Source organism: Kitasatospora sp. NPDC058063 (assembly GCF_042885395.1).
In the GTDB taxonomy this organism is placed as follows: Bacteria; Actinomycetota; Actinomycetes; order Streptomycetales; family Streptomycetaceae; genus Kitasatospora; species Kitasatospora lactacystinica.
In genome coordinates, this window is the sequence record NZ_JBHVSD010000003.1 from 50661 (window position 1) to 70549 (window position 19889).

The 19889-nt window shown below is 74.4% G+C and carries 16 protein-coding genes; 8 read left to right on the plus strand and 8 right to left on the minus strand.

Translation table 11 applies throughout. From position 1 onward, the window contains the following. Positions 1-174: 174 nt before the first annotated feature. Both ACFVUY_RS06825 and ACFVUY_RS06830 read left to right on the plus strand, forming a co-directional pair. A complete protein-coding gene (locus ACFVUY_RS06825) occupies positions 175-1779 on the plus strand; it encodes an alpha-amylase family glycosyl hydrolase (protein WP_387727872.1) in 1605 nt (534 codons plus the stop codon). A gap of 224 nt (positions 1780-2003) precedes the next feature. After that, positions 2004-3074 (plus strand): hypothetical protein, encoded by a 1071-nt coding sequence (locus tag ACFVUY_RS06830; protein ID WP_387727874.1) that lies wholly within the window; start codon positions 2004-2006, stop codon positions 3072-3074. A 124-nt stretch (positions 3075-3198) separates the two neighbouring features. On the opposite strand, the gene ACFVUY_RS06835 is transcribed toward ACFVUY_RS06830, so the two are convergent. From ACFVUY_RS06835 to ACFVUY_RS06845, 3 genes are read right to left on the minus strand one after another with little or no spacing between them, the layout of a single operon-like run. Then, positions 3199-4359 (minus strand): acyl-CoA dehydrogenase family protein, encoded by a 1161-nt coding sequence (locus ACFVUY_RS06835; RefSeq protein ID WP_387728210.1) that lies wholly within the window; start codon positions 4357-4359, stop codon positions 3199-3201. Between the two features lie 26 nt (positions 4360-4385). After that, the gene (locus ACFVUY_RS06840) at positions 4386-5651 is read right to left on the minus strand and encodes a CoA transferase (RefSeq protein WP_387727876.1); all 1266 of its coding nucleotides are present in this window, start codon (positions 5649-5651) and stop codon (positions 4386-4388) included. Beyond that, positions 5648-7171: an APC family permease gene (locus ACFVUY_RS06845; protein ID WP_387688216.1), complete on the minus strand. Its 1524-nt coding sequence runs from the start codon at positions 7169-7171 to the stop codon at positions 5648-5650. The genes ACFVUY_RS06840 and ACFVUY_RS06845 overlap by 4 nt, the downstream gene beginning before the upstream one ends. Positions 7172-7414: 243 nt before the next feature. Between ACFVUY_RS06845 and ACFVUY_RS06850 the strand changes: the two genes are divergently transcribed. Then, positions 7415-8167 carry a FadR/GntR family transcriptional regulator gene (locus tag ACFVUY_RS06850; RefSeq protein WP_387727878.1) on the plus strand — a complete coding sequence of 251 codons (753 nt, stop codon included), beginning with the start codon at positions 7415-7417 and terminating at the stop codon, positions 8165-8167. 51 nt (positions 8168-8218) lie between these two features. Further along, positions 8219-9025, plus strand: a complete 807-nt coding sequence (locus ACFVUY_RS06855; protein WP_387727880.1) for a hypothetical protein — start codon at positions 8219-8221, stop codon at positions 9023-9025. Positions 9026-9092: 67 nt separating this feature from the next. Here the strand turns inward: ACFVUY_RS06855 and ACFVUY_RS06860 are convergent, their stop codons facing one another. Both ACFVUY_RS06860 and ACFVUY_RS06865 read right to left on the minus strand, forming a co-directional pair. After that, on the minus strand, positions 9093-9815 hold the full coding sequence (locus tag ACFVUY_RS06860) for a (2Fe-2S)-binding protein (protein ID WP_387727882.1): 723 nt from the start codon (positions 9813-9815) through the stop codon (positions 9093-9095). 207 nt (positions 9816-10022) lie between these two features. After that, positions 10023-10604: a hypothetical protein gene (locus ACFVUY_RS06865; RefSeq protein WP_387727884.1), complete on the minus strand. Its 582-nt coding sequence runs from the start codon at positions 10602-10604 to the stop codon at positions 10023-10025. A gap of 279 nt (positions 10605-10883) precedes the next feature. Here ACFVUY_RS06865 and ACFVUY_RS06870 point away from each other — a divergent pair, with 279 nt between their 5' ends. Further along, positions 10884-12146 carry a sensor histidine kinase gene (locus ACFVUY_RS06870; protein ID WP_387727886.1) on the plus strand — a complete coding sequence of 421 codons (1263 nt, stop codon included), beginning with the start codon at positions 10884-10886 and terminating at the stop codon, positions 12144-12146. Positions 12147-12369: 223 nt separating this feature from the next. Here the strand turns inward: ACFVUY_RS06870 and ACFVUY_RS06875 are convergent, their stop codons facing one another. Beyond that, positions 12370-13953: a purple acid phosphatase family protein gene (locus ACFVUY_RS06875; protein ID WP_387727888.1), complete on the minus strand. Its 1584-nt coding sequence runs from the start codon at positions 13951-13953 to the stop codon at positions 12370-12372. Positions 13954-14041: 88 nt separating this feature from the next. Here ACFVUY_RS06875 and ACFVUY_RS06880 point away from each other — a divergent pair, with 88 nt between their 5' ends. After that, positions 14042-14731, plus strand: coding sequence for a response regulator (locus tag ACFVUY_RS06880; protein ID WP_387688203.1), 690 nt, complete (start codon positions 14042-14044; stop codon positions 14729-14731). Positions 14732-15075: 344 nt separating this feature from the next. Here ACFVUY_RS06880 and ACFVUY_RS06885 read toward each other — a convergent pair whose 3' ends face one another. Beyond that, positions 15076-16740: a peptide-N4-asparagine amidase gene (locus ACFVUY_RS06885; RefSeq protein ID WP_387727890.1), complete on the minus strand. Its 1665-nt coding sequence runs from the start codon at positions 16738-16740 to the stop codon at positions 15076-15078. 157 nt (positions 16741-16897) lie between these two features. Beyond that, entirely contained in the window at positions 16898-17800 is a 903-nt protein-coding gene (locus ACFVUY_RS06890) for a LysR family transcriptional regulator (protein WP_387727892.1), read from the minus strand. A gap of 138 nt (positions 17801-17938) precedes the next feature. On the opposite strand from ACFVUY_RS06890, the gene ACFVUY_RS06895 reads away from it, so the two are divergent. Together ACFVUY_RS06895 and ACFVUY_RS06900 are read left to right on the plus strand one after the other, a co-directional pair. Continuing rightward, positions 17939-19000: a pseudouridine-5'-phosphate glycosidase gene (locus tag ACFVUY_RS06895; protein ID WP_387727894.1), complete on the plus strand. Its 1062-nt coding sequence runs from the start codon at positions 17939-17941 to the stop codon at positions 18998-19000. 3 nt (positions 19001-19003) lie between these two features. Continuing rightward, positions 19004-19882, plus strand: coding sequence for a carbohydrate kinase family protein (locus tag ACFVUY_RS06900; protein ID WP_387688196.1), 879 nt, complete (start codon positions 19004-19006; stop codon positions 19880-19882). Positions 19883-19889: the final 7 nt, after the last annotated feature.

Below are 19889 nucleotides of genomic sequence, written 5' to 3' on the forward strand. Positions count from 1 at the left end.
GCAGCGCGGGTGCGGGCCCCGTGGCGAAGGCGGTGACGGGGCGAGGCGGGCTGTCGGGACGGCCGGGATTGGACGAGAATCGGGGGCACCCGGCTCGGCCCCGGCCGAGCCCGCCCCGGCTCAGCCCCGCCCGGCCAGCCCCGGGCCCCCGGACCCCGGCAGGAGGAACCACCCATGACCTCGACCCGCCCCGGCCCCGACTGGCTCGCCGACGCCGTGCTGTACCAGATCTACCCGCAGAGCTTCGCCGACTCCGACGGCGACGGCATCGGCGACTTCGCCGGCATCGCCGGGCACCTGGACCACCTCGCCTGGCTCGGCATCGACACCGTCTGGCTCAACCCCTGCTTCGCCTCGCCGTTCCGCGACGCCGGGTACGACGTCACCGACTACCTCGCCCCCGCCCCGCGCTACGGCGGCACCGATGACCTGGTGGCCCTGGTCGAGGCCGCCCGCCGCAGGGGGATCCGGGTCCTGCTGGACCTGGTGGCCGGGCACACCTCCGACCGCCACCCCTGGTTCCTGGCCTCCGCCGAGGACCCGTCCGACCACCGCTACATCTGGTCCGACCGCCCGGTGGACGGCTTCGTGGCCTCGCCCGGCAGCCGCCCCGGCTGGTACCGGCCGAACTTCTTCGACTGTCAGCCGGCGCTCAACTTCGGCTACGCGCGCAGCAGTTCGGAGGAGCCCTGGCGGCAGGCGGTGGACGCGGACGGCCCGCGCGCCAACCGGGCGGCGCTGCGCGCGATCATGACGCACTGGCTCGGCCTCGGGGTGTCCGGCTTCCGGGTGGACATGGCGTACTCGCTGGTCAAGGACGACCCGGGCAAGGCGGAGACCGCCAAGCTCTGGACCGAGCTGCGCGACTGGCTGGACCGCGGCCACCCCGAGGCCGCTCTGCTCGCCGAGTGGGGCGACCCGGCCGCCGCCGTCGCGGCGGGCTTCCACGCGGACTTCTTCCTGCACTTCGGCGGGGAGGACCACGGGCTGCCGCTGCGCTCGCTCTGGAACAACAACGGCGGGACGGTCGAGGGGTTCTGGCACCAGGAGGCCTGCTACTTCGAGGCCGAGGGCCGCGGCACCCCGCAGCCCTTCCTGGACGCCTGGCGCTCGGCGGCCGAACTCACCGAGGGCGGCGGGCACATCGTGCTGCCCACCGCCAACCACGACTTCTCCCGCCTGGCCACAGGCCCGCGCGGCGCGGAGCAACTCGCCCCGGCCTTCGCCTTCCTGCTCACCTGGCCCACCCTCCCGGCCGTCTACTACGGCGACGAGATCGGTATGCGCTACCTGCCGGGCCTGCCCGACACCGAGGGCAGCGTGCTCGGCCCGCGGTTCAACCGGGCCGGCTCGCGGACCCCGATGCAGTGGACGCCCGGCCCGACTGCGGGCTTCTCCAGTGCCCCGCCCGAGCGGCTGTACCTGCCGGTGGACCCGGACCCGCACCGCCCGGACGTGCTCTCCCAGCGCGCCGACCCGACCTCGCTGCTGCACACCGTGCGGCGGCTGATCGCACTGCGCCGGGCGCACCCGGGGCTGGGCGCGGCCGGCGGGCTGGAGGTCCGCCACGCCGGCTACCCGCTGGTGTACACCCGGGCCGGGCGGTACCTGGTGGCGGTCAACCCGGGCCGGGAGCCGGCGTCGGTACGGCTGCCGGGCCTGCCGGAGGGTGACCGGTGGGCGCGGGGCGTCCGGCCGCTGGAGGTGCAGGGCGTGCGGCTGGTGGACGGGGAGCTGCGGGCGGACGGGTTCTCGTACGGGGTGTTCGAGCTGGGCTGACGGTCGCCCCGGGCAGGGCCTGGCCGCCGGTCGGTCGGTGGCCCGTCGCCGGTCGGTCGCCGGTCGGTCGGTCCGCGGTCGGCGGCCGGTCGGCGGTCAGGCTTCCGAATGATGTCGGATAGTTGTAAGCTACATCGATAGATGGTTGCATTTACCACCTGCATTGGTTGCATTTCCCACCTTCTCGTCACCGAGAGACACCACCGGAGGACGGTACGAACGCCATGAGCACACCCCGGAACCCCGCCGCAGCGCCCACCCTGGGGCACTCGCTCAAGCACCTGGCCACCCACCTGATCACCCCGCTGCTGATGTGCCTGGGCATGGCGCTCGCCTACCAGGGCGCCTTCCACCAGCCCGAGCCGCACCACCTCAAGGTGGCCGTGGTCGGCACCACGCCGCAGGTGCAGGGCCTGGCGCAGGCGATCCAGGGCAAGGCCGGGGACGCGCTCGACGTCCGCACCGTGGACGACCGGGCCGCCGCCGAGCAGCAGCTGCGCGACCGGGACCTGGTGGGCGCCTTCGTCCCGGACGCCAAGAGCCCCGAACTGATCGTCGCCAAGGGCAACTCGGACACCTCCGTGGTGGCCGCCACCGCGGTGTTCACCAACGTCACCGACAGGCAGGGCGTGCCGCTGCACGTGACCGACCTGACCACCCCGGCCAAGGGCGACCCGACCGGACAGGGCCTGTTCTTCCTGCTGGTCGCGCTGAGCATCGGCTCCTACGCCAGCGTCGCGGCGATCGGCGCGGCCGGCGCGGGGCTGAGCGTGAAGATCCGGGCGCTGGTCGGAGTGGCCGTCTCGCTGGTGGTCAGCGTGATCGGGATCGTCACCGCCGGGCCGGTCTTCCACGTGGTCGACCACGATTACGCGGCGATCTGGGCGCTCGGCTGGCTCTACTCGGCGGGCATCGTGCTGATCGGCATCGGCCTGCACAGCTTCCTGAAGAAGTGGACCACGCTGGCCCTGATGGTGCTGTTCGTGATGCTGAACTTCACCTCCTCCGGCGGCATCTACCGGCCCGAACTGCAGAACGGGTTCTTCGGTGGCCTGCACGGCTTCTGGACGGGCGCGGGCTTCCTGGAGGGAGCGCGCAGCATCATGTACTTCGACGGCGGCGCGGGCCTCGGCGGGCACGTCGTGACCCTGCTCGTCTGGCTGCTGCTCGGCGGGGCCGCCCTGGTGGCCGCGGCCATGTACGAGGGGCGAGGGCGCCGTCCGGTGGAGGCGCCGCAGGAGGCCGAGGAAGCCGAGGAGGCCGAGGAGGAGATGGAGGAGACGGTCGCGGTCTGACCGGACTCCCCGGAGGGACTCCACCCGGCGCCACGGGCATCGGCACCGGGTGGGAACGGGGCGGCCCGCGCCCGGCTCTGGACAAGCCGGACGCGGGCCTCGGCGCGTCCCGGGGCGGGGAACGCTAGTGGTAGGCCGCCTGCCCGGTGAGCGCCCGGCCGACCACCAGCGTGTGGATCTCGCTGGTGCCCTCGTAGGTCAGCACCGACTCCAGGTTGTTGGCGTGCCGGATCGGCGAGTACTCCAGCGAGATGCCGTTGGCCCCGAGGACCGTGCGGCACTCGCGGGCGATCGCCAGCGCCTCCCGCACGTTGTTGAGCTTGCCGGCGCTGACCTGCTCGGGACGCAGCCGCCCGCCGTCCTTGAGCCGGCCGAGGTGGACGGCCAGCAGCGCGGAGTTGCCGAGCGCGAGCGCCATGTCGGCGAACTTGCGCTGGGTCAGCTGGAAACCGCTGATCGGCCGGTCGAACTGGACCCGCGAGTCCGCGTACCGCAGCGCCGCCTGGAGCGAGTCCCGGCCCGCGCCGACCGCGCCGAACAGGATGCCGAACCGCGCCTCGTTCAGGCAGGACAGCGGGCCGCGCAGCCCCTTCGCGCCCGGCAGTCGGGCTTCGTTGGGCAGTCGGACGCCGTCCAGGTGCAGTTCGGAGGTGACCGAGGCGCGCAGCGACAGCTTCCGCCCGATGTCGCGGGTGATGAAGCCGGGCGTGCCGCGCGGCACCAGGAAGCCGCGCACGCCGTCCTCGGTGTTCGCCCAGACGGTGGCGACGTCCGCGATGCCGCCGTTGGTGATCCACGTCTTGGTGCCGTCGAGGATCCAGTCCGAGCCGTCGCGCACCGCGCGGGTGCGCATTCCGGCCGGGTTACTGCCGAAGTCCGGCTCGGTGAGGCCGAAGCAGCCGATCGCGGTGCCGGCGGCGAGCCCGGGCAGCCACTCCTGCTTCTGCTCCTCCGAGCCCCACCGGTGGATCGAGTACATCGAGAGCGAGCCCTGGACCGAGACGAAGCTGCGCAGGCCGGAGTCGGCCGCCTCCAGTTCGAGGCAGGCCAGGCCGTAGGAGACGGCGTTGGTGCCGGCGCAGCCGTAGCCCTCCAGGTGCATGCCGAGCAGGCCCAACGCGCCGAGTTCGGGGGCGAGTTCGCGGGCGAAGTGGGCGTTGTCGAACCACTCCGGCAGGTGCGGGCGGACCCGGTCGGCGAGGAACCGGGCGACGGTGGCCTGGATCTCGCGCTCCTCCTCGGTGAGGAGGGTGGCGAAGTCGATCAGGTCGAGCGGGTCGGACATGGCGGTGCCGGTGCCGTGCGCGGTGCTCATGGGCGGTCCTCGAAGTCCTGGTCGTTCGGGGGAGGGTTGTGCGGCGGCCGGTCGTGCGGAGACTGCTCGTTCGGAGGCTGCTCGTAGGGAGACCCGCCGTGCGGCGGCCGGTCGTGCGGGGTGTCCAGCCAGGCGGTGAGTTCGGCGGTGTGCTCGCCGAGCCGGGGCGGGGGCAGCTGGTAGCGGGGCGGGGTGCGGGAGAGGCCGATCGGGTTGGCGACCAGGTCCAGCGGGCGGCCGTCCGGGCCGGGCAGCGGCGCCCGGGGCCGCAGGCCGAGCGAGTCGGCGAGGTCGAAGGCCTCGGCCAGGTCGTTGACCGGGCCGCAGGGCACGCCCAGCGGGGTGAGCACCGCGAACCACTCGGCGGCGGTGCGGCGTTCGAGCCGGGCGGTGAGCTCGCGGGCCAGCACGGTGACGTGCGCGACCCGGTCGGAGTTGGTGGCGAAGCGGGGGTCGGCGGCCAGCTCGGGGGCGCCCACGCCCCGGCAGAGCGCGGCGAACTGCCGGTCGTTGCCGACCGCGACGACCAGCGGGCGGTCGGCGGCGGTGAACACCTCGTAGGGGGCGATGGACGGGTGGCGGTTGCCGAGGATGCCCGGCACCGCGCCGGCCAGGGTGTAGCCGGCGGACTGGTTGACCAGGCCGGAGAGCAGCGTGGAGAGCAGGTTCAGCTCCACCAGCTGGCCCCGGCCGGTGGTCTCGCGCTCGCGCAGTGCGGCCAGCACGCCGACCGCCGCGTGCAGCCCGGTCAGCACGTCCACCAGCGCGACGCCGGTCTTCACCGGTTCGCCGGGGGCCGGGCCGGTCACCGACATCAGACCGCCGACGGCCTGCACCAGCAGGTCGTAGCCGGGCAGTTCGGCGCCCTTGCCGGGGCCGAAGCCGGTGATCGAGCAGTAGACGAGCCGCGGGTTGAGGGCCTGGGCGCGGTCCGGGCCGAGGCCGTGGCGGGCCATCGTGCCGGGGCGGAAGTTCTCCACCAGCACGTCGGCGCGGCGGACGAGTTCGACGGCGCGGGCATGGTCGGCCGGTTCGCGCAGGTCGAGGGTGAGGGAGCGCTTGTTGCGGTTGACGGAGAGGAAGTAGGTGGCCTCGCCCTGGGCGTGCGGCGGGCCCCAGGCACGGGTGTCGTCACCGGTGCCGGGCTGCTCGACCTTGATCACGTCGGCGCCGAGGTCGGCCAGCAGCATGGTCAGGTAGGGCGCGGCGAGCACCCGGCCGAAGTCGGCGACCAGGACGCCGTCCAGCGGGAGCCCGGTCATGCCCGCCCCCGGGCCGGTTCGGCGGAGGTGGCCCCGGGCGCGGCCGTCGCGTCGCCCGAGGGGGCGTCGCCGCGCAGGTGCGGGCGGGCGAGCAGGAGGTAGAGCCCGCCGGCCGCGAGCACGACCACCGCCGAGAGCAGCACGAGGTAGTTGTCGTACCAGGCGGCGTCCGGGGTGCGGCCCCAGCAGATGTTGACGATCGCGGCGAGGCCGTAGACCAGCGCGCCGATGTTCACCGCCAGACCCCAGCGGCCGAGCCGGAAGTCCCCGCTCGGGCGCCAGCCGCGCAGCCGGGCCCGCAGGGCGGCCAGCACCACCATCTGGAAGGCCAGGTAGATGCCGATGCTGGAGAAGGAGATGATCTTCGTGAGGGCACCCTCGGAGAGCGCCGAGGCACCCACGATGATCACACCGGGCAGCGCCGCGGCGAGCAGCAGCGCGTACGGCGGCACCCGCAGCCGGTCCGAGACGGTGGCCAGCAGCCGGCTGCCCACGATCATCCGGTCCCGGGCGAAGGAGTAGGCGAGCCGGCTCGCCGCCGCCTGGAGGCTGAGCACGCAGGACAGGAAGGAGATCAGGACCACGCCGATCACCACCCGGGCGCCTACCGCGCCGAAGGCGTCGTGCAGCACCTTGGCGACCGGATCCTTGTCGTCGCCGGAGACCACCGCGCCGATGTCCTGGATCGACATCACCAGGGCCAGGCTGACCCCGATCGCCGCAGCGCCGCCCACATAGATGGTGCGCCGCATCGACTTGGGGATCTGTCGACCCGGGTCCGGTACCTCCTCGGCGACGTCGCCGCAGGCCTCGAAGCCGAAGAACAGGAAGACCGCGATCAGCCCGGCGGCCAGGAAGGCGTCGGCGTAGTCGCCGTCGCCGCCCGCGCCGAAGCGGTCGAGGACCACGCCGAGGCCGTGGTAGCGGTGCGTCAGCAGCAGCCAGGCGCCGACCGCCAGGGCGCCGAGCAACTCGGCGGCGAAGCCGAACACGGCCGCCGCCGACAGCACCCGGGTGCCGCCGAGGTTGATCACGGTGGCGAGCGCCAGCAGGCCCAGTGCGCACCAGACGGTCGTCGCGGTGCTCGGCTCGACGCCCAGCAGGGCGGCCACGTACGGGCCGGCGCCGTAGGAGACGGCCGCGATGGTGGACATCAGTGCCAGCAGGTAGGTCCAGCCGGTCAGCCAGCCCCAGGTGCGGCCCCAGAGTCGGCGCGCCCACGGGTACACCCCGCCGGCCACCGGGAACTGGGCGACCACCTCGCTGAACACCAGGGCCACCAGCAGCTGGCCGACGCCCGCGATCAGGAAGCTCCAGACCATCGGCGGCCCGGCGGTCTGAAGTGAGGTGGCGAAGAGTGTGTACACGCCAACGACTGGGGAGAGATAGGTGAAGCCGAGCGAGAAGTTCGCCCAGAGGCTCATGTCCCGCTTGAACTCGGAGGTGTAGCCGAGGGCGGCCAGCCGTTCGGCGTCCGGGTCGGGGGAGTGGACGGTGGCACGTGCACTGGCATCGGTCATGACCTGCTCCTGGGAACGTGTCGTGATGCGTGGGGGAGCACTGCGGGGTGCGGCTCGGGCCGAGGTTGCGGGAAAACATACGAGATTGAGTTTCTACGGGCAAGAGTGCGCGTCGGACCTGGAGGTACCCTGCGGGAAACATCCGGTCGGGCAGTGATCGGGCAGTGATCGGGCAGTGATCGGGCAGTGGTCGGGCGGCGATCCGGCGAGGATCCGGCGACGGCGATCAGGGAGGGGAACGGAGTGACGACCATCGGCAGTGCGACCCCGCTGCTCAGTGCCGTCCTCGCGCCGCTCGCCGACCTCGGCCGCGCCGACGCGGTGGCCCGCCGGATCACCGAGGCGATCGCCCTCGGACTGGTCGCCGACGGGGACCAGCTGCCCAGCGAGATCGACCTGGCCGACCAGCTCGGCGTCGCCAACGGCACCGTCCGCGAGGCCCTCGCCCTGCTCCGCGAGGCCGGACTGATCGAGACCCGGCGCGGCCGCAACGGCGGCAGCTTCGTCCGCACCCCCGCCGAGGGCTCCGAACACCTCCAGCTCGCCCGGCTGCGCGACCTCGCCACCGTCGACCTGCGCGACCTCGGCGACGAGGAGCTGGCCGTCTTCGGCACCGCCGCCCGGCTCGCCGCCGAGCGCGCCCCGGCCGACCTCGGCCCCCGGCTCACCCGACTGGTGCACGACCTGCGCGACGCCGCCGGGCCCGCCGAGCAGCGCCGCGCCGACGCCCGCTTCCACATCGAACTCGCCGTCGCCGCCCAGTCGGTGCGGCTCACCCAGCTCGCCGTCCGGCTCCAGGCCGAACTGGGCCCGCTGCTCTGGCTGCCCGCCCCGCACGGGCCGGACCAGGAGCGCTTCGCCGAGCAGCACCGGGAGATCCTGGTCGCCGTGCTGGCCGGCGACGCGGCCGGCGCCCGGGCCGCCGCCGAGACGCACGCCGTGGCCTGCGTGCACCATCTGGTCCGGCGGCACCTGGAGTTGGCGGACGACGGCTGAGCCGGGGCCGCGCCACCGTTCCCGGATCCCTCCCTCGCCGCCGGAGCCGTCATGACCAGCGCGTTCAGCACCACCCTGCCCGTGGCCCGATCCGCCGGTGCGCCGGTTGCCGGTGACTCCGCCGCCGGTGACTCTGCCGCCGGTGACTCCGCCGCCGTCGAGCGGTGCGCCCGGCAGATCGCCGCCGCCGTCGACGCGGTGCTCGCCGAACTGGACGGCCTGCGGGCGGCCGCGGCGGGCTGCTGGGCCCGGGCGGCCGCCGAGGGGCGCCGGCCCGCCGCGGCCGAACTCGCCGTGGTGCACGGGGTGGTGAGCGAGCTGCTGGCGCGGCCCGGCTCGCGCTGGTTCGGCTGCGGCACGGTCGTGGCACCCGGCGTGCTCGCCGACGCCGACCTGCACGTGGAGTGGTGGTACCGCGGTGCGCGCGGGGCGGGGGAGCGGCGGTTGCGGCTCGCGCTCGACCCGGCGGACGCCGAGTTCTACGACTACCGGGTGCTGCCCTGGTTCGCCCGGCCCCGGGACGAGGGGCGGGCCGCGGTGGCCGGGCCGCAGGTCGACCTGCTCTGTGCCGACCGGTACGTGCTGTGCTGCGCCCGGCCGGTGGTCGTCCCGGGCGCGGGGTTCGTCGGGGTGGTGGCCGGGGACGTCCCGCTGGCCGCGCTGGAGCGGCTGCTGGTGCCTCCGCTGCGGGCGCTGTCCGGCGACGCGGCGCTGCTCGACGGCGAGGGCAGGGTGCTGGCCGCCACCACCCCGGCCCTGCCGGTGGGTTCGCTGGCGCGCGGACTGCTCGCGGATCCGGCGGCCGGGCGGGCCGGGGTGCCGTCCGCGGCGGTGGACTGGGCGGTGGTGCGCGGCTGACGGCGGCCGGAGATCTGTATGACCTTCATTTGTGAAGGTATTACTCGTTCCGCTCCCTGCGGCCGGGCTACCCGCGGCCGGGCGGCGTGCTGAAGCAGCAGTCCCCGCAGAGCCCGGCACCCGGACCCACCCGGTAGTAGAGGCAGCAGCTGTTCCGCCGGAACGCCGTGCCACCCGGCCCGGCGCGCAGGATGCCCGACCCGGCCAGCGGCGGACGGTCCAGCAGCTCCGCGGCCAACGCCCGTGCGGCGTCCGGCGCGTGGGCGTCCAGCACCCGCAGCGTCCCGGCCAGTGCGGAGGCGGCGTTGCCGAGCAGCAGACGGCGGGAGAGCGGGGCGGCGGCCCGGACGGCCTCCGCCAGTGGCGTCAACTGTCCCAGCAGGACCGCCTCTTGGAGCTGGTCGGCGAGCGATCCGGCGTCCGGACGGGCGGGCTCCGGTGGTGCCCACAGGTCGAGCGGGCCCTGGTCCGGGATCCGCACCCAGGCGTGTTCCAAGGTCGGGACCGTCCCCAGCAGGACCGCCGAACCCAGCCCCACCGACCAGAAACGGGCGGCCAGCCCCAGGTGCAGGATCGAGGCGGCGACCCGGGGCTCCCCGGTGCCGAGCCGCTGCGCCACCACCCGCAGCCGCGCCGCCAACGGCGCGTCCGGTCCGGTGCCGTACAGCTCGGTCAGCGGCCGGAAGCCCTCCGGCGGCCGGCCGGCCGGCGAGGTGTCCAGTGCGAAGTACGGCCCGACGGCGGCGAGCCGGGTGTAGTCGGGCGAATGCCGGTCGGGCGCGGTGTTCAACGGCCCTCCCCTGTCAGGTCGTTGAACACCGCGCCGGCCGGTGGCGGAGCGGTCGGGCGGTCGAGGGACAACGGGGCCTCCAGGTCTGCGGGTGCTCGGGTGGCGGTGCGCAGCCCCGGTCGTCGCCCGGTCGGCCCGGGAGGCTCCGACCGATCCTGAAAGGCCTGGGAGGCCCCGACCGGTCCTGTCGGCCCGGTCGGCCGGGTGTCAGCTGCGCACGGAGAAGTCACCACCGGTCGTGCGGATGAACGGTACCGTGCCCTGGCAGTCCGACACCGGCTGGCCGAGCGCGCCCCAGACCCAGCCCATCCGGTCCCCGCGCCGCCCGTCGTCCTCCACCGAGAGCGAGACCTTCTGGCCGATCAGCTCCAGGCCCGGGAACCACGGCGCCTCGCCCTTGGTGACCACCCCGGTGGCGATCGCCTCCCGGCCGCCGACGGCCAGACAGGTGATGTCGCCCTCGAAGTCGGCGACCAGCCGGCCGTCGGTGTGCACGTGACGGACGTGGAAGTGGCCCGTGGTGCCGCGCGGATCGGTGTTGGTGGTGGCGCGGGCGTCCACCGAGATCCGCACCGGGTCGCCCTCGAAGCCCTGGAACCCGGCGGTGAGGACGGTGTTGCCGGTGCCGCGTACGCCGACCGGCCCGAAGTCGCCTGCCGGGGCGGCCGGTTCCGGGGCGGTGACCGGTGCGGTGGGGGTCGGTTCCGCGACGGCGGCCGGTGCGGCGGTGGCGGCGGTCGCGGTCAGCAGGAGGAGCGAGAGCGCGGCGGTGGCGAGGCGGCGGTTCATGGCGGTTCGGGTCTCCTTCGGCGCGGGTGTTCCCGGGTGGCTGTTCCCGTGCGGGTGTCCGGCACGAGCGTCCGGTTCGGGTGTCTCTTGCGGGCGTCCGGTGCGGGCGTTCGGTGCGGGCGTTCGGTGCGGGCGTCCTCTGCGGGTGTTCCGATGCCACCGATCATGCTCCCGCCCGGTCGCGCAGAACTCCCGCTGCGGAGGGGAGTTGACGGCGGACCGCTCCCTCCCGAGGAGGACCGCGCCTCCCCCGGGAGAGCTGCCCGTAGGCTCGGCCGGGTGCCCACCGACTCTCCCTTCGTTCACCCCGATCCTGCACGGCCGCGACCGGCCCGGATCCGTCGGCCGCTCGCCGCCGTCTCCGCGTTCGTCCTGCTGGCGCCCGTCCTGCTGGCGCAGCCGGACGCCCGGGGAGCGGCCGCGCTGCTCGCCCTGACGGCGGTGCTCGCCGCGGTGGCGGCGCTGCTGCCCTGGCCCGCCGGTCGGATCACGCTCGGTGCGGCCGCCGGCGCGGTGGCCGGGGCCTCGCTGCTGGTCGACGCGGTCTACCCGGGGCCGTACCGGCTGCCCGCGCTCTGGCTGCCGTTCGAGTGGCTCGCCCTGCTCGGACTGCTCTTCCGGGCCGTCCGGCGACTGCCCGACCGGTCGGCCGGTCCGGTCGGCGGGCTGGTGGGGCTGGCGGCGGTGCTGCTGCCGCTGCGGTTCGCCCTGCGGACGCCGCAGGGCGGTGCGGCCGGGCCGGTGGTCGGGGTGCTGCTCTCGCTGCTGCCACTGCTCGGTGTCGCGGGGGCGGCCCTCTACCTGCGCGTCCTGGACGCCCGCCGGGAGCGGGCGGTGGCCCGGGCGCGGCGCGAACAGCGGCTGGAGGTGGCCCGGGGACTGCACGACTTCGTCGCCCACGAGATCACCGGCATCGTGCTGGAGGCCCAGGCCGGCCAACTCCCGGGCCAGGAACCGGAGGAGACGACCGCGCTGCTGCGCCGCCTGGAGGAGGCCGGGCTGCGGGCACTGGACTCGATGGACGAGATGGTCGGCGCCCTGCGCGAGCCGAGCGGCCGGGAGGCCCGGGACGGCAAGAGCGACAGCTCCGACAGGTCGGACCGGGAGGACCGGGCGGGCGGAGCGACCACGCGTCGGCTGGGCCTGGCCGACCTCCCCGAGCTGGTCGCCCGCTTCGGCACCACCGGCGCCCTGCGCGCCACCGTCGAGCTGGCGCCCGGCACCGAGCGCCGGCTCTCCGCCGAGGCCGAGGCGACCGCGTACGCCGTGGTCCTGGAGGCGCTGACCAATATCCGCCGGCACGCCCCGCAGGCCACCGAGGTCACCGTCCGGGTGGCCCCCGGTGAGCGCGGCGCCGTCGAGCTGGCCGTCACCGACGACGGTGGCCCCGCCCGCAAGCCGCTGCTGCGCCGCCGCCCGGGCGCCGGTGGCACCGGCCTGGCCGGACTCACCGCCCGGGCCGCCGCCCATGGGGGCTCGCTGACCGCCGGCCCGAGCACGCCCGCGGGCTGGCGGGTCGGCTGCTCCCTGCCGGGGCGCTGAGGCGCGCCCAGCGGCGCCGACCCGATCGAGTCGGCGCCGTGTCCGTGCGCCGTGTGCGTGCGTGCGCGGCTGAGGGGCTGAGGGGCTGAGGGGCTGAGGGGCTGAGCGGCGGAGGGGCTACCGGGTGGGGCGTACGGGCGTGGACGGCTCCGCCGGCCCGACGGCCTGCCGCCGAGTACGCCCGGTGGCCCCGCCCCAGTGACCCCGACCTTGTGACCCTGACCTAGTGACCCCGGCCGCCGCCGCGGGTGCCGCGCGGGCGGGTCAGGGTGAAGCGGTCGACCGGGATGAGGTCCCCGTACGGGCCGCTGACGGAGTAGTAGGTGACGCCGATGGTGGTCTGCCCGTTGCGGCCGCCCGGGTCGACGTCGAAGGAGGCGAAGCCGTACGGGTTGTCGGCGTCCCGGAAGGCGGACCAGGGGGCGTCCTCGATCACGTACACCGGCGGGCGCTTGCCGGTGGCCGGGTCGACGGCGCCGACGCCGGTGATCACCCGCGCCTTGGCGGGGCTGAAGAAGAGCTGGTTGGACGGGGCGGAGGTGCCGCCGCCGCCGATGACCATGTGGACGGTGCCCTTGGTGGTGTCGATGGTCTCGGTGCCGGTGGAGACCGGGATCGGCGTGCGGGTGTCGGTCGGCTGCTGGCCGCGGATCGGGTGCGAGCGCTCGTAGTGGTGCTCGTGGCCGCAGACCACCAGGTCCACGCCGTACTTGTCGAACAGCGGCACCCAGGCCTCGCGGACGCCGAGGTCGGCGCCGTTGAACCGGTCGGCGGTGGAGATCACCACCTGGTGCATGCAGACCACGATCCAGTCGATCCCCGGGTCCGCGTTGGCCGCGATCAACTCCCGTTCCAGCCAGCGCTGCTGGGCGCCGCCGGAGTAGCCGTGGACGTAGCTGTTGCCACCGTCCTGGTAGGCCACGTCGTCGTTGTTGAGGCTGATCACGCGTACCGAGCCGGCCGTGAACGAGTACCACAGGCCGTGGGTCTCCGCGTCGGAGCGGGCGTCCGGCAGCTCGAAGTACGCCTGGTAGGCGCCGTAGCCGATCGGGCCGTTGCCCTTCTCGTTCTCGTGGTTGCCGGCCGCGGGCATCCAGGGGCGGTGGCGGGCCGAGCGGCTGTTGTTCTCGAACCAGTCGGACCAGGTGCGGACCCGGTCGGTGGCGATGTTCGCGTAGCACAGGTCGCCGTTGAGCAGGTGGAACAGCGGGGCGATCCGCTCGACCCCGGCGGTGGTGTCGCCGGCGGCGGGGCTGCCGAGGTTGTCGTTCACGTAGCCGTTGGCGGTCTTCCTGCCGAGGGTGGGGGTGCCCTGGTCGCCGAAGCTGGTGAAGGTGAAGGCGGACCGGCCGCGCGGGGCGGTGCGGACGGTGCCGAGCTCGGGGGTGGTGCCGTCGTGGAGGGCGGCGTAGACGTAGTCCGTGTCGGCGTGCAGGCCGGTCAGCCGGGCGTGGTGCACCTGGACCTCGGTGCCGGAGGCGGCGTCCCGGTAGGTGCGGGTCGAGGCCTGGACCGTCCGGCCGAAGCCGTTGTTAGAAGTCCCGTACATCACACGCGGGTTGCCGACGGACCTGGTGGTGTGCCAGGAGACCACCACCTCGCGCGAGGCGTCCGAGCCGAACTGGAGGTGCAGGCCGGCCACGCGGGGCGCGCCGGAGCGGTCCGGGCGCTGCCAGAGCACCGGGGAGGCGGCGGCGGGGGTGGCCTGGACGCCGGCGAGGGACACGGCACCGCCGAGGCCGACGCCGGTAGCGCCGGCCAGGAGCCCGCGCCTGCTGACGGAGGGACGTCCACTGGAATCGTTCATGGCGGCCAGCTCACCGGACGAAGGTGAACCGGGCCGGTTCCACCGCGTGAACTTTCCCGTCCGCCACCCGTGCGCCACACTGCTGGGCGTGACGAGTGCGAACGGTGGGGGCCGGCGGGTGATCCGCACCCTGATCGCCGACGACCAGGAGGCCGTCCGGCGCAGTGTCCGGCGGATCCTGACGGCCCAGCCGGACATCGAGGTGGTGGGCGAGGCGGCGGACGGGCTGTCCGCGCTGGAGCTGGCGGCCGAACTGCGGCCGGACGTCGCGCTGGTGGACATCCGGATGCCACGGATGGACGGACTGGAGCTGACCCGGCGGCTGGCCGGGCCGGACGTGGCGGAGCCGGTGCGGGTGGTGGTGCTGACCACCTTCGACCTGGACGAGTACGTGTACCCGGCCCTGCAGCACGGGGCGTCCGGCTTCCTGCTGAAGCGCTCCGGCCCGTCCCTGCTGGCCGAGGCGGTACGGGCGGCGGCGGACGGGGAGAGCCTGATCAGCCCGTCGGTCACGGTCCGGCTGCTGCGGCACGTGACGCAGCCGCGCCGCCCGGAGCGCCGGCGGGCGGCGCCGGTGGTGCCGCTGACCGAGCGGGAGGTGGAGATCGCCGGGCACGTCGCCGCGGGCCGCACCAACGCGGACATCGCCGGGGAACTGTTCATCTCGCCGGGAACGGTGAAGACCCACGTCGCCAGCATCCAGCGCAAGCTCGGGGTGGCGAACCGGGTCGGGATCGCGGTGCACGCCTGGGAGATGGGCTGGGCGGGCGAGCGGTAGCCGCGGCGCGGGGAGAGGACGCGGGAGGCGCGGCGCGCGGGAAAAGGTGCGCGTCCACGGGCCGAGGGGATGCTCCGTGGACGCGCGGAACCTACGAGGTGGGGGTGGCCTCCGGACGTCACGTCCTCCGGCCGGTAGTTCGATCGTCGACCGAGGTAGTCCCAGCGGCAGACCCTGATCCGTCTCGATCCGTCGCCACTGCCTCCTGCGGTCGAACTTCCTTCAGCTACCTCGCAGGTCCACCTCCCATCATGCGCCTCCTACGGGCCGTGCACCAGGGGTGAACGGTATGAATCCGACCAATTTCGCAACTCGGGCGTCGACGTGCCGGCGAAGGCCGGCCGTCAGGGCCGCGGCCAGCCGTCCACGAAGCTCAGCGTCCGACGGTACGGCCCCTCGGGCCCGGTGCTCCGGTACTCCTCGGCGCTGCTGCCGGTCCGGACGGTGCGGTCCCCGTCGTGCCGCGTGGCGGTGGGGCGCAGGGTGTGGTCGACGGTGGAGCGCTCGGTGACGTGGCCGCCGGTCGCCGCGGTGGTGTCGCGGTGGTAGCCGAGGTCCATGGCGGTGGTCTGGTCGGTGTTGCCGGCCGCGTCGCGGCTCACCCGGTAGCTGACGTCCAGCGGTTCGCCCTCGTGGACGGTGGTGGTGCGGTGCGGGCCGCCGCCCCAGGTGGCGGTGGTGCGGGTGAGGTCGGTGCCGTTGTGCAGCGTCACGTCGTTGCCGGCGTCGCGCAGTCGCTGGGTGGAGCGGAAGGCGAGTTCGTCGCGGACCTCGGTGGTGATCCGGCCGTGCGAGGTCTGCACCCAGCCCCGGGCGAGGTCGTTCCGGGCGGCGGTGACCGTCCAGTCGCCGCTGCCGCCGCCGTGGTCGGCGAGGTCGGTCGCGACGGTGGCCTCCGGGGCGACCCGGTGGTCGGTGAGCTGTCCGGTGGTGCGGGCGGCGCCGTGGTCGGTCTCGGCGAAGAGGTTGACCTGGCCGGTCCAGATGTCGTTGCTCTGCGCCTCGGCGGTGTTCAGGGTGACGCCCACGGCGTGCGGCCGGCCGTCCAGCAGCAGCCCGACGTACGGGGTGAGGTCGAGCCGGTAGGCGGGCAGGTCGAAGGCGAAGATGCCGGGCACGGGCCGCCAGAGCAGTGGGTCCCAGCCGCCGGTGTAGATCACCGGGTAGGGCCAGACCGCGCCGGCCACCCGGCCGTCCACGGTCAGCCGCAGCTCGCGGAACGGGCCCTTGCCGCAGATGCCGGTGCCCGGGTTGGCGGCGGCGAAGGCGTCCGGGGCGGAGGCGTACGCGAACTCCTCGCAGGCGCCGCCGCCCCGGGCGTAGACCTCGGCGGTGAGGCGTTCGAGGTTCTGCGGGAAGGTGAGGTCGCGGCCGGCGGCGGGGGAGGTGCTGGTGAGCCCGAACGGTCCGGTGGTGAGCAGCCGGTCGGCGGCGCGGGCGGCCGGCCAGTGGGCGTCGGCGGTGTAGAAGGTCAGGCTGGCGCTGATCGTGAAGACGCCGGTGTAGGTGGCGTCGGTGACGTTGGCGAGGTCGAAGGAGAACTCCTGCGGGCCGCCGGTGAAGAGCGGGGCGTAGCGGGTGACGTCGTGCTCGACGTTCCAGGCGATGCCGTCCTTGGACGGCTCGGGGGTGGAGGAGAGCAGCACCTGGACGCCGCCGACGCGGACGCTGAAGATCCGGTCGAACTGCCGTCCGGCGACCTGTCCGTGGAGGTCCAGGACCACCGCGGACCAGGGGCCGGCGCAGTCGGCGGGCGGGGTGAGGGTGGTGGTGTACGGGGTGTCCGGCGGGTTGCCGTACCCGTTGCGGAACTCGCGTTCGTGCATCGCCTCGACGGTGCAGGAGCGGGTGTCGGGGCGGGTGAGCGGCTTGGTGGCGGTGACCGGGTCGTGATAGTCGGTGCCGAAGTCGGCGTGGGCCGGACCGGCGGCGGTGAGGGTGCCGGCCAGGGTGAGGACGGCGGCGCCGATCAGACCGGCGGCGCGGCGGAGCAACGGGCGCAGGGGCAAGGCGGGTTCCCGGGGTTCGGCGGCCCGCGGGCGGGTGCCGCGGGCCGGTCGGATGATCCGGGAATCCTTCCGGTGGTGGCATGCCAGCGTCAAGGATTCCGTCGGTTGGACCCGGACCCGGACCCGGACCCGGACCCGGGCCGCGCGACGGGGCGGGTCAGGCGTCCTCCAGCTCCGCGGCCTCCTGCCGGATCAGGTCCCGCAGCGAGGCCAGCCGGGGCCGCCGGTCGTCCGTCCGCCACTGCATCTCCAGCGGTAGGGTGGCCCGCCCCTCCAGCCGTACGGTGGCCACGTCCTCGGTGAGGTGGCCGGTCATCGAGCCGGGCACCAGCGAGAAGGCGCGGTTGCGGGCGAGCAGGTAGAGCCGGGAGCCGACGATCCGCGGCGGGCTGACCAGCACCGGCGGGTCCACGCCGTGGTCCGCGCAGAGGCCGAGCACGTGGTCGTAGTAGCGGGGGTGCTGCTCGCGCGGCCACAACAGCAGTGGCAGGTCGCGCAGTTCGGCCAGGCCAAGGCTGCTCCGGCGGGCCAGCGGATGGTCCCGGCCGAGCGCCACCAGGACCGGCTCGTCGGCGATCCGCTCCAGCCGGTAGCCGGTCACCTCGTCGAGGAAGCGTCCGAGCCCGATGTCGGCCAGCTCGGCGGCCAGGGTGGCGGAGACCTGCCCGGTGTCCACGGCGAGTTCGGTGGTGTCGAGCGCCGGAAGCTCCTGCTCGGCCTGGCTGACCACGGCGGGCAGCAGCCGGTTCACCACGCTCGGCGAGGCGACGATCCGGGCGGTGCCCAGCCGGGACTCCTCGTGCAGCCGTACCCGGGTCAGCAGCGTCTCGGCCTGCCGCAGCAGTCGGGCGCTCTCGGTGGCCATCACCTCGCCGGCCTCCGTGAGCGCCACCGAGCGGCGGCTGCGGTCGAACAGCTCGACGCCGACGGTCCGCTCCAGCCGGGCGACCTCCTGGCTCACCGTCGGCTGCGAGATGTGCAGCCGCTCGGCGGCCCGCCCGAAGTGCAGCGTCTCGGCGACGGTCAGGAAGACCTGGAGCTGACGCAAGGTGAGACCCATGGTTGTCAGGGTAGACGAACCAATAGGCGCGGGACTATCGGAAACCTCAGGACTCATTCTGGATTCCGATGCGAGCCGTCCATACGCTGGGCAGCACGTTGCCCCACCGCAGTGGCAGCCTCACAGAGAGTTCGCATCATGACCGGACTTCGCCCCACCGCCCCCGCCGTCCAGGTCTCCGAGGAGGTCGCCCGGGCCCTCGCCGAAGGCCGGCCGGTGGTCGCCCTGGAGTCGACCATCTTCACCCACGGACTGCCGCGGCCGCGCAACCTGGCCGTCGCGCTGGAGGCCGAGCGACAGCTGCGGGCGGCGGGCGTCGTCCCGGCCACGATCGGGGTGCACGCCGGGGTGCCCACGGTCGGGCTGAGCACCGGGCAGATCACCGAACTGTCCGCCGTCGACGGCCTGGACAAGGTGAGCCTGCGCGACCTCCCGGTGGTCGCCGCGCTCGGCCGGCACGGCGGCACCACCGTCGCCGCCACCGCCTTCCTCGCCCACCGCGCGGGCATCCGGGTCTTCTCCACCGGCGGCCTCGGCGGCGTGCACTTCGGCGCCTCGGAGAGCTTCGACGAGTCGGCCGACATGACCACCCTGGCCGCCACCCCGGTCACCGTGATCAGCGCCGGCGTGAAGTCCATCCTCGACATCAGGGCCACCCTGGAGCGCTTCGAGACCTACAACATCCCGGTCATCGGCTACCGCACCCGCAAGTACCCCGGCTTCTACGTCACCGACTCCGGCCACGAGATCAACTTCAGCGTGGAGTCGCCCGAGCAGGCCGCCCGGATCATCGAGTCCCGGGACCGGCTCGAACTGCCGCAGGCCGTCCTGATCGCCAACCCGGTCGACCCGGCCAAGCAGCTGCCGCCCGAGGAGCTGGACGGCATCCTCGCCCGCGCCTGGGCGGAGGCCGAGCGCCGGGGCGTCACCGGCAACGCCTCCACGCCGTTCCTCCTCGACTTCATCCAGCGGGACACCGGCGGGCGCAGCCTGGAGGTCAACGTCGAGGTGTACCGGGGCAACGTCCGGCTCGGCGGGGAGATCGCGACCGCGCTGGCCGCGGGGGCGGGTGACGCCGCTGCGGACGGTGCGGGCGCGGGTGTGGGAGCGGCTGTTGAAACCGCAGCCGGTGACGCCGCAGCTGGTGTAGCCCCAGCCGGTGACGCCGCTTCGGCCGCCGTCGCCGACACCGGGGCCTGAGCCGTGCTGGGGGTGCTCGGCGACCTCGTCGAGGACATCGTGGTCTGGGCCGACGGCCCGCTGCGGCACGGCACCGACTCCGGCGCCCGGATCTTCCGGCGGCGCGGCGGCAGCGCGGCCAACGTCGCCCGCTTCGCCGCCGGGCAGCACCCCGCCCGCTTCCTCGGCTGCGTCGGCGAGGACGCGGTCGGGGACGGCGTGGTCGCCGAACTGGCCGGACACGGCGTCGACGTGCGGGTCTCCCGGCGCGGCCGGACGGGCAGCGTCGTGGTGCTGATCGACCAGGACGGCGAGCGGACCATGCTGCCCGACCGGGGCGCCGCCACCCTGCTGGAGCGGGTCCCGGACGAGTGGCTGACCGGACTGACCCACCTGCACGTGCCGGCCTACTCCTTCGACGGAGAGCCGGTCGGCAGCACGGCGGTGGACGCGCTCGCCCGGGTCCGGAGGGCGGGCGGCACCACCTCGGTGGACGCCTCCTCGACCGGCATGCTGGAGCGGTTCGGACGGGAGCGCTTCCTCTGTCTGCTGGCCGAGTCGGCGCCGACCTTCGTGTTCGCCAACCGCTCCGAGTCGGAGTTCCTCGGGCTGCTGGTCGGCGGTCTGCCCGGGCCGGAGCGCGCCCGGCTGGCGGCCACCACGGTGGTCACCAAGGCGGGTGCCGAGGCGACCGCCGTCGACGTGCCCGGTGAGCCGCTGGTCATGGTGCCGGTGCCGCCGGTGGCCGAGGTGCGCGACCTCACCGGGGCCGGGGACGCCTTCGCGGCGGGGTTCCTGGCCGGCTTCCTGGACACCGGGGACCTCGGGCGCGCGGCCGGGCTCGGGCACCGCAGCGCGGCCCGGGTGCTGGCCTCGCCCGGGGCCTCCTGCGGCGGGGAGTGACGTTCGG

Coding starts and splice junctions, on each gene's coding strand:
- ACFVUY_RS06825 (WP_387727872.1), top strand. CDS start 175: ATGACCTCGACCCGCCCCGGCCCCGACTGGCTCGCCGACGCCGTGCTG.
- ACFVUY_RS06830 (WP_387727874.1), top strand. CDS start 2,004: ATGAGCACACCCCGGAACCCCGCCGCAGCGCCCACCCTGGGGCACTCG.
- ACFVUY_RS06835 (WP_387728210.1), bottom strand. CDS start 4,359: ATGTCCGACCCGCTCGACCTGATCGACTTCGCCACCCTCCTCACCGAG.
- ACFVUY_RS06840 (WP_387727876.1), bottom strand. CDS start 5,651: ATGACCGGGCTCCCGCTGGACGGCGTCCTGGTCGCCGACTTCGGCCGG.
- ACFVUY_RS06845 (WP_387688216.1), bottom strand. CDS start 7,171: ATGACCGATGCCAGTGCACGTGCCACCGTCCACTCCCCCGACCCGGAC.
- ACFVUY_RS06855 (WP_387727880.1), top strand. CDS start 8,219: ATGACCAGCGCGTTCAGCACCACCCTGCCCGTGGCCCGATCCGCCGGT.
- ACFVUY_RS06865 (WP_387727884.1), bottom strand. CDS start 10,604: ATGAACCGCCGCCTCGCCACCGCCGCGCTCTCGCTCCTCCTGCTGACC.
- ACFVUY_RS06875 (WP_387727888.1), bottom strand. CDS start 13,953: ATGAACGATTCCAGTGGACGTCCCTCCGTCAGCAGGCGCGGGCTCCTG.
- ACFVUY_RS06890 (WP_387727892.1), bottom strand. CDS start 17,800: ATGGGTCTCACCTTGCGTCAGCTCCAGGTCTTCCTGACCGTCGCCGAG.
- ACFVUY_RS06895 (WP_387727894.1), top strand. CDS start 17,939: ATGACCGGACTTCGCCCCACCGCCCCCGCCGTCCAGGTCTCCGAGGAG.